Here is a 16,015-nt window from a genome sequence, read left to right on the forward strand (position 1 = left end):
CGGGAGAAGGACACCACCCCATGGCTTCATCCAAGTCCAAGGCCAAGAACAGCGCGCCGAAGGGCAAGAACAACAGCCCGAAGGCCCGAGAGGCGGCGCGGCGTGCCCGCGTGGAGGAGATACGCAAGGCGGAGCAGGCCCGTGAGCGGCGCATGCGGCTGCTCACCCTCGGCGTCACCGGTGTGATCCTCGCCGGACTGGTCGGCGGCGGCTGGTACCTGATCGACGCCGCGCAGGAGAAGGAGGAGGCGAAGGCCGCGCCGGTCGAGGGCGTGAAGAGCTGGTCGAAGCTCACCCAGAACCACGTCACCGAGAAGGTCGACTACAAGATGAGCCCGCCCGTGGGCGGCGACCACAACCAGGTGTGGGTCAACTGCGACAAGCAGGTGTACACCAAGGCTGTGCCGAACGAGAACGCGGTGCACGGGCTGGAACACGGCGCCGTCTGGGTGACGTACAACGACAAGGCGGCCAAGGCGGACGTCGAGTCGCTGACCCAGCTCGTGAAGAAGACGACGTACACCTTCATGAGCCCGTACGAGGACCAGTCCTCGCCCATCGTGCTGAGCGCCTGGGAGCACCAGTTGAAGGTGGACAAGGCGTCCGACCCGCGGGTGCGGAAGTTCCTCGACAAGTACGTGCAGGGCGAGCAGACGCCGGAGCCGGGGGCCGCGTGCACGGGTGGCATGACCCCGTGAGCTGACGGAGTGAGGGCGTCCGGCCGGATGGGACGCCCTCGTGGCCGACACGGGTCTTCCGCCCCGGGGCGGGCTGTGCTTGCCTGGGGAGCCGTTTCGGTGGACGGGGCGGGAGTCGCCGTATGGGCAGGCCGTGGATCGTGGGAGTGGCGGGGGCGGTGCTCGCCGGGCTGCTGCTCGGCGCGTGCGGGGATCCGGAGTCCGCACCGGACGAGGGGACGCCGTCGGCCGCCGCACCGGACCCGTCGTCGACCACGCACCGGCGCGCCGCCACGGCACCCCCCGGCGACGACGACACGGGCGACACCGGCACCGGCCCGGCGAAGCCCGCGCCCCGGGTGCTCTACCTCGGGGACTCCCTCGCCATGGAGAACCAGGACGTCCTCGGCGACCTGTTGAAGGACGACCTCGACGCCCGCTACACCAGTGCCCCCTATTCGGGCACCACCCTGTGCGACTACCTGGAGGGCACCGCCGACCGGTCGCTCGTCCCGCCACGGGACAAGGCGGCCGCACTGGTGCGGCGGCTGCGGCCCGACTATGTGGTCCTGCAGTTCTGGGGGAACGCCTGGGACTACACGCCCTGCATGGACGGCGTCACCTACGGCAAGGCCCGCGCCGAGTACTTCCGGCGTTACACGGCCGCCGCCGAGCAGCTCACCGACCAGATCGTGAACGCGGGTGGTGAGCACCGGCCGTCGATCGTGTGGGTGCTCCAGGGGCCGGACCCGATGACCCCGGACCGGGTCCGCCGGGTGAACGCCCTGTACGCGCGGCAGGCCGAGGCCTCCGGTGATCTGGTCGCGGACGCCGGGAAGGCCGTCAGCCCGGCCGCCGACCGCTACACCTGGGCCCAGTACCTGCCGTGCACGGCCTACGAGCGCGAGCACGACGGCTACTGCACCCAGCCCGGCCGGGATCGCACCGCGCTCCACCACGACAAGGACTACCTGCACTTCTGTCTGGCTCCGACGACGTCCAAGCCCAGGCCGTGCCCGGTGCGGTCCCCGGGGATCACACGGATGGCCCGGGAGATCACCCGGGCCATCGCCGACGCGCGTACCGACCGGTCCTAGGGGTGTCGCCCCGGGCGGCCGCTCAGACCCGCTGGGACGTGGACTCGTCGTCGCCCGTGCCCTCGCCGTTCGCCGCGTCCGCCTCCGGCGTGGCGGCGGCCTCCGCCTCCTGCTGCCTCTTCGAGGCCCACAGGCTCGTCACCGTCGTCACCGCGAGGACCAGGACGATGAAGCCGAGGGAGAAGGGGATGGAGATCTCCGGGACGTGGACGCCGGACTCGTGCAGGGCGTGGAGGACGAGTTTGACGCCGATGAAACCGAGGATGATCGACAGGCCGTAGGAGAGGTGGACGAGCTTCTTCAGCAGGCCGCCGATGAGGAAGTACAGCTGGCGCAGGCCCATCAGGGCGAACGCGTTGGCGGTGAAGACGATGTACGGGTCCTGCGTGAGGCCGTAGATCGCGGGGATGGAGTCGAGGGCGAAGAGGACGTCCGTGGAGCCGATGGCGAGCATCACGACGAGCATCGGCGTCATGACGCGCTTGCCGTTCTCCTCGATCCACAGCTTGGTGCCGTGGTACCGGTCAGCCACCCCGAATCGTTTCTCCACCGCCTTGAGGAGCTTGTTCTCCTCGTACTCCTCCTCGTGGCTGCCCTTGCGGGCGTCCTCGACCAGCTTCCAGGCCGTGTAGATCAGGAACGCGCCGAAGATGTAGAAGACCCAGGAGAAGCTGGAGATGATCGCCGCGCCCGCCGCGATGAAGATCGCGCGGAGCACCAGGGCCATGAGGACGCCGACCATCAGCACCCGCTGCTGGTACTGCGACGGCACGGCGAACTTCGCCATGATCAGGACGAAGACGAAGAGGTTGTCGACGCTCAGGGACTTCTCGGTGATGAAGCCCGCGAAGAACTCCCCCGCTGGTTTGCCCCCGCCGACGGCGAGCACGCCCAGGCCGAACGCGATGGCCAGGGCGATCCAGACAGCCGACCAGATGCCGGCCTCCTTGATCGACACGTCGTGGGGTTTACGGCCGATGAAGAAGTCGACGGCGACCAGTACGCACAGGGCGACGACGGTCAGCAGCCAGGTGGTCAGGGAGACGTTCACTGTTCCTCCGGGTAACAGGTGGTGCACAGGAAAGCCTCACGGGCGTCCTTCGCATCCGCTACCCGGCGTAGGTAAAGAATGATCGAAATTCTTGTGCGTTCCCTGGTGGGAGGTCCGTCGCGGAGGCCTCCCACCAGGGCGGAAGGGAGTGCGGGGACGGCTACTCGCCCGCGTAGGCCTTGCGCAGGGCGGCGAGGTCGAACTTCCCCATCGCCATGAACGCCGCGGTCGCCCGGGCCACCTTCTGCGGATCGGAGTCGCTGATCATGTCGACGAGTTCGGCGGGCACGACCTGCCAGGAGACCCCGAACCGGTCCTTCAGCCAGCCGCAGGGGCCGGGTTCGCCGCCCTCGGTGAGGCTGTTCCAGTAGTAGTCGATCTCGTCCTGGTCGGCGCAGAGGATCTGGAAGGAGATGGCCTCGGTGAACTTGAACTCCGGGCCTCCGTTCAGCGCCACGAACTGCTGGCCGTTGGCCACGAACTCCACGGTGAGCACGGAGCCGGCCGGCTGCCGGGCACCCTCGCCGTAGTGCGTGACCCGGCCGAGCCGGGAGTTCTTGAAGACCGAGACGTAGTGGGCGGCCGCCTCCTCGGCCTGGCCGTCGAACCACAGGCAGGTGGTGAAACCTTCGCTGGACATGTGCGCCTCCTCCGGCGGGGTGTGTCGTCTCCTGTGTCGACCGATGCTGGTCCGGAAACTCATCGGTGGCGCGGGCACGGGATGTGCCCGGCGGGGGCGGGCCGGTCCCGCTCTGCTGTCGGCGAATCTGCCGTGGGCAGAGAAACGCCAGGTGAGGGCCGGTTCTTGGAGAGGGTGGAGACAGCGGCCACCGCGGTCGCGTTCACCCCCAGGGAGGAACCGTGGCTCCACTGATCACCGGCCGGGCCCCGCAGCTCGCCCCGCGCGCGGAGGAGGGCGAGACACCGCCGTCGCGCTTCGACGACCATCTCGCCGCGCAGCTCCTCGCCCAGCGGATCGTCTTCCTCGGCACCCAGGTCGACGAGGTCTCCGCGAACCGGGTGTGCGCCCAGTTGCTGCTGCTGTCGGCGGAGGACTCGCGCACCGACATCAGCCTCTACATCAACAGCCCCGGTGGTTCGGTGACGGCCGGTCTCGCCATCTACGACACGATGCGGCTGATCCCCAACGACGTGTCCACGCTGGCGATGGGCTTCGCGGCGAGCATGGGCCAGTTCCTGCTGACCGTCGGCGCCCGCGGCAAGCGGTTCGCGCTGCCCAACGCGCGGATCATGATGCACCAGCCGTCGGCGGGCATCGGCGGCACCACCGCGGACATCGAGATCCAGGCGGAGAACCTGGAGTTCACCAAGCGGGCCATCGAGCGGATCACGGCGGAGCACACCGGGCAGACCGAGGAGACGGTCTCCCGGGACGGCGACCGCGACCGCTGGTTCACGGCCGAACAGGCCAGGGAGTACGGGATGGTCGACCGGGTCGTCGAGTCGCTCGACGACGTCCGGCCGGCCTCCTCGCGTCGACGGATAGGACTGCAGTGATGGGGACGTACACGATTCCGAACGTGGTCGAGCGGACCGCGCAGGGCGAGCGGTCCTACGACGTGTTCAGCCGGCTGCTCTCCGAGCGGATCGTCTTCCTCGGCACGGAGATCGACGACGGGGTGGCGAACGTCGTCATCGCCCAACTCCTCCATCTGGAGGCGGCGATGCCGGACCGCGAGATCTCCGTCTACATCAACTCACCCGGGGGCTCGTTCACTTCGCTGATGGCGATCTACGACACGATGTCGTACGTCCGCGCGCCGATCTCGACCCTCTGTGTGGGGCAGGCGGCCTCGACGGCGGCGGTGCTGCTGGCGGGCGGGGATCCCGGGCGGCGCTTCGTGCTGGAGCACGCGCGGGTGCTGCTGGGGCAGCCCGCGAGCGGGGGCCGTCAGGGCACGGTCTCCGATCTCGCCCTCCAGGCCAAGGAGATGGTGCGGATCCGGGCGCAGGTCGAGAAGGTGCTCGCCCGCCACACCGGGCGCGAAGTGGCCGAACTGCGGGCCGACATGGACCGGGACAAGGTGTTCACGGCGGAGGAGGCGGTCGGGTACGGGCTGGCGGACGAGGTGTTGAGCCGGCGGCCGGTAGGAGTCTGAGTGTCGCCTACGGGGCGGGGGCTTCGCTTGTCGTGCGGCTGCGGGTAGTCCGTGGTTGCTCGCGCAGTTCCCCGCGCCCCTGACGGGGCGCGGGACGGTGAACCCTCGTCAGGCCGCCAGGCACAGGCCGTTGTAGGACGCTTTGGGCGTACTGCGGGTCAGTTCGCCCTGGGCCAGGGAGAGCAGGTCCCCCAGGCCGAGGCCGAGGGCCTGGGCGGCTGCCGCGAGGACCTCCGACGAGGCCTCCTTGCGGCCGCGTTCCACCTCGGAGAGGTACGGCATCGAGATCCGGGCCGCGTCGGCGACGTCCTTCAGGGTGCGCTCCTGGGCCAGGCGCTCACGCCGGAGCACGTCGCCGACGAGGTCGCGCCACAGGGGTTCCTTGGCGGGTGGGGTCGGCGGCGGGGCGGCGGCCGGGCGCAGGGGGACGACTCGGGCTTCGTTCGACGCGTGTCGGTTCACTTCTCCAGCCTAGGAACGGCGAGCGGGAGGGGAAGGGGGTGGCGTTCCGCCCTGAGGGAAATCCCGGTCCGCGCCGGGTGTCACTGGCCGATGCGGCCGTCGACGCGTTCGCGCAGGAGGTCGGCGTGGCCGTTGTGGCGGGCGTACTCCTCGATCAGGTGCACCAGCACCTCACGCAGGGCGATGGGCGCGCCGTCGTGGTGTCCGGTGACGGCCAGGTCGGGGGCGGCGGCCACGAAGCGCTCGGCGAAGTCGACCTCGGCGCGCCAGGTCCGCCAGGCGTCGGCGACGGCCTCGGGGTCGGCCACGGCCTCGTTGAAGTCCCCGTCGGGGTCCTCGCCGGCGCGGTAGTGGCGAGGCTCCGGCCGGCCCGCCAACGCCTCGCGAAACCAGTACTGTTCCACGCCGGCCAGGTGGCGTACGAGTCCGAGCAGCGACAGGTTCGACGGCGGCACCGAGCGGCGGGCCAGCGCCTCGGCGTCGAGCCCCGCGCACTTCAGCTCCAGGGTGAGCCGCTGGTTGCGGAGGTATCCGACGAGCGTGGCCCGTTCCCCTTCGAAGCCGCCCTCGCCACGCGGGTCCCCTTCGGGGCCGACGAACCGGTCGCCCCACCCGGGCCGCCGCTCGGGCAGCGGCTGTTCCTGCGGGGGCTGTGGGCTCAGAGGCCGTGCGTCCAGGGGGTGTTCGTGGCGGGGCTGTGCGTCGGGCCGCGTGCCGCGTAGGTCGGTCATGCGCAGGAGCATCAGCGCTCACCGGGTCGGAGCGCCACCTTTTTTCCCCCGGCCGGTCCTTGCCGCCGCTCCAGGCCGTGCAACCCTTCCCCGTCCTCCGCGGTCGAACAGGACGCCGGACGAGGAACGGGCCCTTTCCGGACACCCCCGCGCTGCCCGGCCGTTCTTCCTGTTGGGAGCCGTACATGCGCATGTACCGTTCGACTGCCCTCGCGGCAGCCACCTTTCTTCTCGTCTCGGGTGCGGCGATCGTCGCCGCGCCGTCCGCGTACGCGGGGGTGCCCGGCAGTACGCGGGCCAGTGACCGCAACAGCGACTTCAACGGCGACGGCTACGAGGACGTGCTGATCGGCGCGCCCGGCGCCACGGTCAGCGGCAAGAGCGGCGCGGGGCTGGTGACCGTGCAGTACGGCTCTGCCAGAGGCATCGGCACGAGCGACGTGGCCCGGTTCAGCCAGTCGACGTCGGGGGTCGCGGGCGCGGCCGAGGCCGGCGACGGCTTCGGCCGGGCGGTGGCGACCGGTGACCTGGACGGCGACGGGTTCGACGACGCGGTGGTCGGCATCCCCGGCGAGGACCTCGGCACCGTGAAGGACGCGGGCGGCGTGGCCATCCTGTGGGGCTCGAAGGCCGGGCTGAAGGGCGCCGCGAGCGACTGGCTGGAGACCCAGGAGCCCGCCGCCGGGGAGCGGTTCGGCCTCGGCCTCGCCGCCGCGCGCTTCACCGCCGAGACGGAGGGCGACCTCCTCGCCGTCCTCGACGGGTACGACGTGGAGCTGTTCGCGTACGACGCGGCGGCCCGCGCCTCGATGCGCCACGAGGCCACCCGGCGGGTCGACCCGAAGTCCGCCGAGGCCCGCCAGATCGCCGCCAAGTCCCTGACCACGGGCGACTACGACAGGAACGGCTTCGCCGACCTCGTCGTGTCGGGGCTCAGCGTCGGTGACGAACCCGGTCACGGCTGGTCGACCTATCTGTCGGGGAACGCCGACGGGCTGACGTACGAGCGTGATCTGCGGGGCGGCCCGGTGGCGGCGTCCGGCGACATCAACGGTGACGGGTACGACGACCTGGTGACCGGTGAGCCGAACTCCCCGGACGACCAGCCCGGGGAGACCATGACGGGCGGCCTGGTCGGCGTACGGCTCGGCGGTCCTGACGGGCCGACGGCCGAGCCCGACTGGTGGGTGCAGGACTCCGACGGCGTGCCCGGTGTCGCCGAGGCCGGTGACGGCTGGGGTTCGGACCTGTCCGTCGCGGACACCGACGGGGACGGGTTCGCGGACGTGGCGATCGGCGCCGCGGGCGAGGACATCGGCGCGGTGCGGGACGCCGGCGCGGTGTGGGTGCTGCGCGGCTCGGCCTCCGGGCTGACCACGACCGGCGCCAAGTCGTGGGACCAGAACTCGGTGAACGTGCCGGGCGCGGCCGAGAAGGGCGACAAGTGGGGCGCCCAGGTCCGGCTGACCGACCCGAACGGCGACGGCCGCTTCGGGCTGCTGGCCGCCGCGCCGGGTGAGAACACCGGTGACGGGCACGTCTGGGTGCTCTCGGCGGGCGCGGGCGGGATCACGGCGTCGGGGTCGTGGACGTACAACGCCGCCTCGCTCGGGGCGCCCGCCGTGGACGCGCTGTTCGGGTCGGCCGTCGACGAGTGAGGCGGACGGGCCGGGGGCTGCCGGACCGCCCGGGTCGGCAGCCCCTGGGCCGCCCGGCGGGCCGGTCACGAGTTCGGGTCGACCGGCTCCGGGATGTCGTGGAGGGAGGCCGACCCGCTCGTCGTCGTGTCGTCCGGCGGCGAGTCGGCGGTCTCGGGGCTCTCCGGCTCCGGCGCGGGGGTCAGGGTCTCCGTCGGTGCGGAGGTGGAGGGCGTCACCGAGGACGACGAGGGGCACGGACTGGCGGTCTCGTCGTCCGCGGCTCCGGCCGGGGTCGAGGGGCACGGTTCGGGCGACTCGGTGGGCGGTTCCTCCGAGAACGACGTGGACGCCGACGGGGAGGGCTGGTCGACGGGCGGGGTGGTCTTCTTGTCCTTGCCCCCGGTGTCGCCGGCGGGGCGGGTGAACCAGTCGTCGCGCTCGGGGTCGTAGAGGACGAACACGTTGATGATCACCGTCGACGGCTCGACGACCACCACGTTCTGCGGCCGGTACGACGGCCAGGAGTCGCCCTTCGGCTCCGGTGTCGTCTTCAGGGCGACCGGCGGCTTCAGCGGGTTGCCGCAGGCGCACCGCACCCGGGGCACCCCGCGGTCGTCGACGAGGACGGCGGTGCCGGACTGCAGGACGGCCTGGTAGCTGGTGGCGGCGCCGTCGCGGTAGCCGTGGTTGGTGACGCGGGTGTCCATGCGCAGTTGCACCGGGGTGAGCTCGCGCAGATAGGCGGGTACGCCGGAGGGCTCGACGCCGGCGACGGCGGCGAACGCCTCGTTCTTGGCGGGGTTCGCCCGGAGCACGTCGACCTGCTTCTCGACGTCGCAGCTGGCGACGTTGCGGGTGCCGCCGTAGAGGCCGGCGGCCGCGCCGTCCACGGCGCGGGTCACGTTGGCGGGGTCCGATCGGGTCGGTGTCGCCGTGGGGGTCTCGGGCGCGGTGGAGCTGTCCGTCGCGGTCGACTCGGTGAACGGGTCGGGGCCCGACTTGCCGGCGGCCTGGAGGAAGACCTCGCCGTCCGCCGAGCCGCCCGAGTCGTCGGAGCGGGTGAGGACGACGACCAGGACCACGGCGACGACGGCCGCGAGGACCATCAGGGCGATGCGGGGAGCGGACCGCCACCAGGGACGATCGGGGCCCGCATGTCCCGCCCCGGAGCCGCCCGAGGTCCCGCCCGGCCCAACGGGCCCCTCGGGACCGCTGGGGCCTCCCGGTCCCCCGGGACCGCCGGGACCGCCAGGCCCGCCGGGTCCGCTGCCGGAGTCGCCTGTTCCGCCTCGGCCCGGGGCGCCGCTCGGCGGCTCCGGCGGACGCTCGACGCTCGGCCGGGTCGGGTCGTGCGGCGCGGGGCCGGGCTGCGACGGCCCGGACAGGGGGCCGGAGGGCGGGCCGGTCGGGCGGCCGGAGGACGGTTGGTCGGCGCTCACGGGGCTTCTCCCGCCGTAGGGATTCTGCGGCGATTCACGCCGATGACGGCGTTTTGCTCCACAACAGGCCCATTGTGTGCTCTGGTCCCGTGCCGCCCGCAAGCCGAAGAGCGTCGGCCCCGGGGGCCGCGGGCTCCCCGCGGGCTCGCCGCGCGGAGTGCTCCGGCCGTGCTTAGCGTGGCAAGAGTGAGTCCCCAGACCCTGCGTCCACGGCGGACGACGTCACCCGGGCGGGCGCCCGCCCGCCACGGCTGGCCCCACGCCCTCGCGACCGTGCTGGCCGGGCTGATCGCGATGATCGTGACGGCCTCGCTCGGACTCTGGGCGGCGGGCGCGACGGACCTCCCGGACGGCGCGTTCCCCCGGGTCGTCGCGGCGACCGTGGTGACGGCGGTCGGCGGCACCATCGAACTCTCCGGAGACGCCGGGGCCCTCGCCGAGACACAGGCGGGCCTGACCGTGATCCCGCTGTCGGTGACCCTCGTCGGCGCGCTGGTGATCGCCGCCGGATTCCTGCGGCCGCTGCGGCACCGGGCCGTCGCGGGGGCGGGCGAACTCGCGGGCTGGGCCGCCCGGATCGCCGTCCTGTGGCTCGCGGCGCTGATCGGCCTCGCGCTCGCGGCACGCCAGGACTTCGACATCTCCCTCGGCGACGTGGGCGACTTCTTCGGCACCTCCGCCGAGGTGGGCTTCGAGACGGCCATGGCACCGACCGTGTTCTTCGGGCTGCTGTGGCTCGCCGGTGTGCTCGTCCTGGCGCTGCTGGTGTCGCGCGGCGCGCCGCTCCCGGCGCGGCTGCTGCGGTTCCAGGAATCGGTGCGGCCCGCCGCGTACGCGATGGTGGGTCTGCTGCTGGCGTACGTCGGCATCGGGCTGGTCATCGCGCTGGTGGTGGCGCTGACCCGTGGGCACGCCGCCGAGACGGCCGCGGTGATCCTGCTGGGGCTGCCGAACGTGATGTGGCTGGTCCTCACGATCGGGCTGGGCGCGACCTGGGACAGCCAGGTCGAGGGCCCCTTCGGACTGCCGATGCCGAAGATTTTGGACGAGGTCGTGCGCGGCCCCGACGTGTCGACCCTGAATCTGGGCTCCCTCGCCGAGTACGACGCCCGGGTGTGGTGGCTGCCGGTCGTGAACGCGGTGCTGCTCACGGTCGCCGCGTTCGTCATGGCGGCCCGTTCCCCGGCCCGGGTACGGCTGTGGCAGCACGGGGTGCACATGGCGGCCGCGCTCGCCCTCACCGTGCTGATGATCTGCCTGGTGGGCCGGATCTCCGCGCACTACGGACTGTCGGTCCTCGGTATCGGCGACCTCGGCGGCGACCTGGGCGGGGAGCTGTATCTGCGGCCCCATCTGTGGTCCGCGCTCGGGCTCGCCGTGCTGTGGGGGCTGGTGACCGGGTTCCTGGGCGGGGTGCTGGCGAAGGGCGTACGACGGCGGGGCGCGGTCGACGCACCCGCCGATCATCGGTAGGCGCGGTCGACGCAACCGAACCACCGGTAGGCGGGGCCGGCCCCGTAGCACCGCCGGCCACCGCCGGATCGGGGCGGCCGCCGTGCGGCGTCCGCCCCTCGTCGGCCCGTCGTCGGCCGCTCGTCGGCTGCTCAGGCCTGTCGGACCGTCACCGGCTCCGGCGCGGGTGCCGCCAGGCGGCCCGTGCGGTGCAGGTGCCGCACCGACGCGGCGCAGCCGAGGCCGAGCGCGATCAGCGCGAGCCACGGCAGCGCGGGCAGCCCGGCCTCACGGGCGGCGTCCAGCGCGGCGCCGGTGAGCAGGTTCCCCACGGTGATGCCGACCCCGCAGACGGTGTTGTAGAGCCCGTAGTGCGTGGCGACGAGCCGGTCCCCGCAGAGGCGGACGACGGTGTCCATCTCGAAGGGGTACGCGATCATCGTGCCGAGGGCCAGCAGCAGCGCGGCCAGCGCCGGTGGGACGGCCGCCGCCAGCCACCGCCCCGGCCCGGCGTCCGGCACCGGCAGCATCGCGGGCCACAGCAGGGGGACGAACGCGGCGCCCATGACCGCCAGTCCCCGGACCAGTGCCTGGCCCGGCTCGTAGCGGGCCCTGCACCAGGCCGTCACCCGGGTCTGGCCGAGGACGGTGCTCAGCCCGGACACCGCGAAGAGCACCGCGACGGCCGCCGTGCCGAACTCCCCGTCCCCGCCCAGGCGTCGTACCTCCAGCGGCAGGGCGAGATAGACCTGGAAGGTGAGGACGTACGAACCGGTCATCGCTGCGGCGAAGAGCAGGAAGGGCCGGTTGGCGAGGATGCCGCGCCACTGGGCGAGCAGGCCCCGGCCGCTCTCGTCCCGCCGTGCCACGTCGTCCTCGCGGCGCCGGGCCGGCAGGGCCCGGATCTGCACCACCGACAGCACGGCGAAGATGCCCGCGGCGGTGAGGCAGGTGACGCGGAAGTCGACACCGGTGAGGACCATGCCGACCAGCGGGCCGAGCAGTATGCCCGCCTGGTAGAAGACGTTGAACAGGGCGAACGCCTCGACCCTGCGCTCCCCCGCCCCGGCCGCGAGGTACGCCCGCACGGCCGGGTTGAACAGGGCGCCCGCGAGGCCGGTGGCCGCCGAGGCCGCCAGCAGGGCGGGCAGGGAGTCGACGAAGCCGAGGGTCGCGAAGCCGACGGTGCGCAGGACGCAGCCGGCGACGATCAGCGGCTTGTGGCCGAAGCGGTCGGCGAGGGCGCCGCCGACCACGAACATGCCCTGCTGGCTGAAGTTCCGTACCCCCAGGACGAGTCCGACGAGCCAGCCGGCCAGGCCGAGGGTGCCGGAGAGGTGGGCGGCCAGATAGGGCATCAGCATGTAGAAGCCGAGGTTGATGGTGAACTGGTTGACCATCAACAGCTGGACGGCGGGGTCGTACGACCGCACCTGGGAGAGGGTCCCCTTCACGCGTCGTTCTCCTCGCGGGCGGCGGTGGGCAGGGTGAGGGGATCGACGACGTCGGTGCAGCGGGTCCAGCGGGTGACCTCCTTCTCGTCCGCGCGGCCGATCACGTCGGGCGCGAGGGCCGGTGGTCCGGTGAGGAGTCCGTGCCGGGCGCAGTAGTCGTCGTCGTACACGGTGTCGAGGTAGCGCTGGGGCCCGTCCGGGAAGATCGCCGCGATGCGGGTGTCGGGGGATCCGGTGCGGGCCAGCCAGCCGGCGACGAGGGCGACCGCGCCGACGCTCCAGCCACCGGTGGCGTAGTGGGAGGCGGCCAGGTGACGGCAGGTGTGGACCGCCTCGTGCGGGGCGACCCAGTGGACCTCGTCGAAGGTGTCGTAGGCGACGTTGCGGGGGTGGATGCTGGAGCCGAGGCCCCGCATCAGCCGGGTGCGGGCGGGCTGGCCGAAGATGGTCGAGCCGATGGTGTCCACGCCGACGATCCGGATGTCCGGGTACAGCTGTCGCAGGACCCGGCCCACGCCCGCGGAGTGTCCGCCGGTGCCGACGCTGCAGACGAGGGTGTCGATGTGCCCCAGTTCCGAGGCGAGTTCGAGGGCGAGCGGGGTGTACGCGGTGGTGTTGTCGGGGTTGTTGTACTGGTCCGGGCACCAGGAGCCGGGGTGCCGGTCGAGGAGTTCGGCGACCCGGTTTCGCCTGGCCTGCTGCCAACCGCCCGTGGGGTGCGGGTCGTCGACGATGTCGACTTCGGCGCCGTACACGCCGAGCAGTCGGGTCATGGAGGGTTCCAGGCCGGGGTCGGTGACGAGGGTGACGGGGTGGCCGTACACCATTCCGGCCAGGGCGAGGCCGAGGCCGAGGGTGCCGCTGGTGGACTCGATGATCCGGCCGCCCGGCCGCAACTCGCCGCGGGCGCGGGCGCGTTCGACCATGTAGAGGCCGGGGCGGTCCTTGATGCCGCCGGGGTTGAAGCCCTCCAGCTTGGCCCAGAAGCCGTGTCCGGCCGGGGTCAGCGGCTCGGACACCCGCAGGAGGGGCGTGTTGCCGACGAGCGCGGGCAGGGCCGGACGGCCGGGTGCGGCACCTGGGTCGGCGGGCGCGGGAGAGGCCGGAGAGGTGAGGGGGGCGGCCTCGGGGTGGGTTCGGTAGGTCATGTCGATCGATCGCATGGTGTCGCTCTCGCTGTACGTGGTCGTGGACGGGTGCACGGGGCGGCCGCCGCTCGGGGCGGCCGCGGGCGAGAGGTCTAGGTGCGCCACCGCGCGGTGCGCACCAGCACGGTCCGGCCCGCGCGGCAGCGTCGGCGACGCTGCGGGCGGCGACGTGTCGGGCCCGGTGGGACCGGCACCACGCCGGTGATCCCGGCGAGCAGGAGGGCGGGACCGGCGACGGCCGGTGGTGGGAAGCCGGCCTGGGCGGTCGGTGTGCGGGGCAGGCCGCCGGCCGGGCACTCCTCGGCCGCGTGGTGGCCGTGTGGCCCGTGCGGGGCCGTGGGAGCCGCCGGGGTCAGGGCACTCACGGCGCTCCCGGCGCTCCCAGCGCTCACGAGGACGGTCGGTGCCGACGAGCGGTGCGACGGCTCGTCGGACGGCCCGTGCGCCTCGACGGACGGGCCGTGTGCGAGGGCGCACAGAAGGACCGCGATCAGCAGGAAGCCGTTCACGAGGGCGGCCGACGGCCCGCGACGCTGCGGAACGGCCGGCGCCCTTCCATGGTGTGCGGGCATGCGGGAGTGGGGCGGCACTGGAGTCCTCCGGGCGCGCGGTCGGCCCCGCTCGACGGCGGGTCGCCGAGAGCGGAGGCGGGCGCGCTGAAGTGGCGCGGGGCGAGGTGCAGGACAGACGGGTGCGGCCCGGTCCTAGACCTGCTGGACGACCAGCGCTCTCACGGCCGCTGACGGCCGGTCGGAGGGATGCGGCTCGTCGGCGTTGCGCGCGGACGGCGCACAGCCGGGTGCGACGACTTCGCTGATCGACACCGCGAGGCGGGGCTGCGCCAGGGCGGGGCCCTGCTGCGGCTGTGCGGAGGCGCAGTGTTCGGCCGGGCTGCCGACGCCGTGGCCGCCGTGATCCGTGGACCCGTCGTGTCCGTCGGCCGAGGTCCCGGCGAGGGCCCCGGCGGCGGTGGCGAGGGAGGCGGTGGGCGGCACGTCCCCACGGTGCGGCGGGACTTCGGAGGGGCCGGTCGCACGTGTCACGGCGGCCGTCGTTCCGTGTCCATCGGCGCTGTGCGGAGTCGCCCCGTGTGCCAGCGCGACGGCGAACAGCACCACGGCGAGGCCGAGCAGGCGCAGCAGCGGGCCCGCGAGAGCGCGGGTCCGGTGCATGCGTCGAGGTGGCCGGGCCGTCATCACGCGGTGATGCTAGCGCGCCCCGGAGGCCGATCGTCCGGCTCTCCGGGTGCGCGGCGCCAACGCGCCAAGCAAATGACCGATTTGCAGCGGCGAGGGGCCACCCTCGCCGCCGATGGTCGGAGCGCGGTGGGTTCCTCAGCCCTTGGCCGCCGCCGGGGCCGTGGCGCGGCGGGCAAGGAGGGAGGCGCAGATCTCCCCGGCGCGTACGGCGGTGGTGGACAGGAGGGTCGAGGTGAGGCCGTGGGTGTGTTCGGTGCCGCCCTGCAGATAGATGTCGGCGGTGACGTTGGGGTTGGTGGTGACCCGGTGGTCGCGGCCGACCATGAGGGCGTCCTCGTCGTCGCGCAGGCAGAGTTTGCCGATCTCTCCCAGGTTGTCGCCGACGCCCTGGGGCCGGTAGCCGGTGGCGTAGACGAGGAGGTCGGCGGAGAGTATCTCGCGCTCCCCCGTCGGCAGGAACTCCACGGTCACCTTGACGTCCTCGGTGCCGGCCTCGACCTCGCGCAGCCGGGAGACGTTCATCATCCGCAGCCGCTCCCGGCCCTGGACCTTCTCCTGGTACATGGACCGGGACAGCGACTCGATCAGGTCCATGTCCACGACGGAGTAGTTGGTGCTGCGGTGGTAGTCGAACAGCGACTGCTTCACCTCGCGGGGCGCGCCGTAGTACAGGTCGACGGCCTCGGGGTCGAAGATCTTGTTGGCGAAGGGGCTGTCGTCGGCGGGTGTGTAGCCGTACTTGGCGAAGACCGAGCAGATCTCGGCCTCGGGGAAGCTGCGGTGGAGGTAGTCCACGGCCTCGGCCGCGCTCTGGCCCGCGCCGAGGACGACCGCGCGGCGCACCGGCTGTCCGGAGCGCACGACCTGGTCGACGCGGGGCAGCAACTGGCTGTTGTGCCAGACCCGTTCGGAGAGGTCGGCGCCGGGCGGGAGGTGGGGTTCCAGGCCGGTGGCCACGCAGATGCTGCGGGTCCGGCGGACGGTCAGGCTGTCCGGGTCGCCGGGTGTACGGCTGGTGACGTCGAAGTAGCGGATCTCGCCGTCCCGGGTGACCGGGCGCACGGAGACGACCTCGGCGGAGTACTCGACGAGGTGCGCCACGCGGGCGGCCGCCCACTCGAAGTAGTCGTGGAACTCGATGCGCAGCGGGAAGAGCGTCTTCAGGTTGAGGAAGTCGACGAGCCGCCCGCGGTCGCGCAGGTAGCACAGGAAGCTGAAGTCGCTGGTGGGGTCACGCATCGTCACCAGGTCCTTCAGGAAGGACACTTGCATGGTGGCGTCGTCGATGAGCATGCCCCGGTGCCATCCGAACCGGGGTTGTCTTTCCAGGAACCCGACCCGCAGTCCGTCCTCGGTGCCGGACGCCACGGAGTGCTCGTGCAATGCGATGGCGAGTGCGAGATTGGATGGGCCGAACCCGATCCCCAGTACGTCGTAGATGGAATCCGCCCCGGTGTGCAGCGTCGTCACCGCGTCATCTGCCTTTCATAGAAGGGGTCACAGAGTTTCCCAAGCCGGAACACAGCCTCCCCCAGCAGAGCCATG

At 72.5% G+C, this 16,015-nt stretch carries 16 protein-coding genes; 6 read left to right on the plus strand and 10 right to left on the minus strand.

Annotation, left to right across the window (positions count from 1 at the left end; all coding sequences use genetic code 11):
• The first annotated feature begins 20 nt into the window (after positions 1-20).
• Positions 21-698: a DUF3105 domain-containing protein gene (locus L3078_RS02275; RefSeq protein WP_239750283.1), complete on the plus strand. Its 678-nt coding sequence runs from the start codon at positions 21-23 to the stop codon at positions 696-698.
• 122 nt (positions 699-820) lie between these two features.
• Positions 821-1,774 (plus strand): SGNH/GDSL hydrolase family protein, encoded by a 954-nt coding sequence (locus tag L3078_RS02280; protein WP_239750284.1) that lies wholly within the window; start codon positions 821-823, stop codon positions 1,772-1,774.
• 22 nt (positions 1,775-1,796) lie between these two features.
• Here the strand turns inward: L3078_RS02280 and L3078_RS02285 are convergent, their stop codons facing one another.
• Both L3078_RS02285 and L3078_RS02290 read right to left on the minus strand, forming a co-directional pair.
• Positions 1,797-2,825 carry a TerC family protein gene (locus tag L3078_RS02285; protein ID WP_239750286.1) on the minus strand — a complete coding sequence of 343 codons (1,029 nt, stop codon included), beginning with the start codon at positions 2,823-2,825 and terminating at the stop codon, positions 1,797-1,799.
• A gap of 160 nt (positions 2,826-2,985) precedes the next feature.
• A complete protein-coding gene (locus L3078_RS02290; protein WP_239750287.1) occupies positions 2,986-3,465 on the minus strand; it encodes a VOC family protein in 480 nt (159 codons plus the stop codon).
• A gap of 221 nt (positions 3,466-3,686) precedes the next feature.
• On the opposite strand from L3078_RS02290, the gene L3078_RS02295 reads away from it, so the two are divergent.
• Positions 3,687-4,343 carry an ATP-dependent Clp protease proteolytic subunit gene (locus L3078_RS02295; RefSeq protein WP_239750288.1) on the plus strand — a complete coding sequence of 219 codons (657 nt, stop codon included), beginning with the start codon at positions 3,687-3,689 and terminating at the stop codon, positions 4,341-4,343.
• A complete protein-coding gene (locus L3078_RS02300) occupies positions 4,343-4,945 on the plus strand; it encodes a ClpP family protease (protein ID WP_086799037.1) in 603 nt (200 codons plus the stop codon). The genes L3078_RS02295 and L3078_RS02300 overlap by 1 nt, the downstream gene beginning before the upstream one ends.
• Before the next feature lie 108 nt (positions 4,946-5,053).
• On the opposite strand, the gene L3078_RS02305 is transcribed toward L3078_RS02300, so the two are convergent.
• On the minus strand, positions 5,054-5,407 hold the full coding sequence (locus L3078_RS02305) for a helix-turn-helix domain-containing protein (RefSeq protein ID WP_275593115.1): 354 nt from the start codon (positions 5,405-5,407) through the stop codon (positions 5,054-5,056).
• An 80-nt stretch (positions 5,408-5,487) separates the two neighbouring features.
• Complete coding sequence (locus tag L3078_RS02310) at positions 5,488-6,138, minus strand: DinB family protein (RefSeq protein WP_239750289.1); 651 nt, start codon at positions 6,136-6,138, stop codon at positions 5,488-5,490.
• 185 nt (positions 6,139-6,323) lie between these two features.
• Between L3078_RS02310 and L3078_RS02315 the strand changes: the two genes are divergently transcribed.
• Positions 6,324-7,796: an FG-GAP-like repeat-containing protein gene (locus tag L3078_RS02315; RefSeq protein ID WP_239750290.1), complete on the plus strand. Its 1,473-nt coding sequence runs from the start codon at positions 6,324-6,326 to the stop codon at positions 7,794-7,796.
• Positions 7,797-7,861: 65 nt separating this feature from the next.
• Here the strand turns inward: L3078_RS02315 and L3078_RS02320 are convergent, their stop codons facing one another.
• Positions 7,862-9,217 (minus strand): DUF6777 domain-containing protein, encoded by a 1,356-nt coding sequence (locus L3078_RS02320; RefSeq protein ID WP_239750292.1) that lies wholly within the window; start codon positions 9,215-9,217, stop codon positions 7,862-7,864.
• 186 nt (positions 9,218-9,403) lie between these two features.
• Here L3078_RS02320 and L3078_RS02325 point away from each other — a divergent pair, with 186 nt between their 5' ends.
• Positions 9,404-10,690, plus strand: a complete 1,287-nt coding sequence (locus L3078_RS02325) for a streptophobe family protein (RefSeq protein ID WP_239750293.1) — start codon at positions 9,404-9,406, stop codon at positions 10,688-10,690.
• Positions 10,691-10,821: 131 nt separating this feature from the next.
• Here the strand turns inward: L3078_RS02325 and L3078_RS02330 are convergent, their stop codons facing one another.
• From L3078_RS02330 to L3078_RS02350, 5 genes are all read right to left on the minus strand, one after another.
• On the minus strand, positions 10,822-12,123 hold the full coding sequence (locus tag L3078_RS02330) for an MFS transporter (RefSeq protein WP_239750294.1): 1,302 nt from the start codon (positions 12,121-12,123) through the stop codon (positions 10,822-10,824).
• A complete protein-coding gene (locus L3078_RS02335) occupies positions 12,120-13,271 on the minus strand; it encodes a PLP-dependent cysteine synthase family protein (RefSeq protein ID WP_239750295.1) in 1,152 nt (383 codons plus the stop codon). The genes L3078_RS02330 and L3078_RS02335 overlap by 4 nt, the downstream gene beginning before the upstream one ends.
• Before the next feature lie 92 nt (positions 13,272-13,363).
• Positions 13,364-13,843 (minus strand): hypothetical protein, encoded by a 480-nt coding sequence (locus L3078_RS02340; protein WP_239750296.1) that lies wholly within the window; start codon positions 13,841-13,843, stop codon positions 13,364-13,366.
• Positions 13,844-13,975: 132 nt separating this feature from the next.
• A complete protein-coding gene (locus L3078_RS02345) occupies positions 13,976-14,443 on the minus strand; it encodes a hypothetical protein (protein WP_239750297.1) in 468 nt (155 codons plus the stop codon).
• A gap of 162 nt (positions 14,444-14,605) precedes the next feature.
• On the minus strand, positions 14,606-15,940 hold the full coding sequence (locus tag L3078_RS02350) for a lysine N(6)-hydroxylase/L-ornithine N(5)-oxygenase family protein (RefSeq protein WP_239750299.1): 1,335 nt from the start codon (positions 15,938-15,940) through the stop codon (positions 14,606-14,608).
• Positions 15,941-16,015: the final 75 nt, after the last annotated feature.

The sequence above is a fragment of the Streptomyces deccanensis genome (assembly GCF_022385335.1).
Classification (GTDB): Bacteria; Actinomycetota; Actinomycetes; order Streptomycetales; family Streptomycetaceae; genus Streptomyces; species Streptomyces deccanensis.

Coding starts and splice junctions, on each gene's coding strand:
- L3078_RS02310 (WP_239750289.1), bottom strand. CDS start 6,138: ATGACCGACCTACGCGGCACGCGGCCCGACGCACAGCCCCGCCACGAA.
- L3078_RS02335 (WP_239750295.1), bottom strand. CDS start 13,271: ATGACCTACCGAACCCACCCCGAGGCCGCCCCCCTCACCTCTCCGGCC.
- L3078_RS02290 (WP_239750287.1), bottom strand. CDS start 3,465: ATGTCCAGCGAAGGTTTCACCACCTGCCTGTGGTTCGACGGCCAGGCC.
- L3078_RS02315 (WP_239750290.1), top strand. CDS start 6,324: ATGCGCATGTACCGTTCGACTGCCCTCGCGGCAGCCACCTTTCTTCTC.
- L3078_RS02280 (WP_239750284.1), top strand. CDS start 821: ATGGGCAGGCCGTGGATCGTGGGAGTGGCGGGGGCGGTGCTCGCCGGG.
- L3078_RS02340 (WP_239750296.1), bottom strand. CDS start 13,843: ATGCCCGCACACCATGGAAGGGCGCCGGCCGTTCCGCAGCGTCGCGGG.
- L3078_RS02275 (WP_239750283.1), top strand. CDS start 21: ATGGCTTCATCCAAGTCCAAGGCCAAGAACAGCGCGCCGAAGGGCAAG.
- L3078_RS02345 (WP_239750297.1), bottom strand. CDS start 14,443: ATGCACCGGACCCGCGCTCTCGCGGGCCCGCTGCTGCGCCTGCTCGGC.
- L3078_RS02300 (WP_086799037.1), top strand. CDS start 4,343: ATGGGGACGTACACGATTCCGAACGTGGTCGAGCGGACCGCGCAGGGC.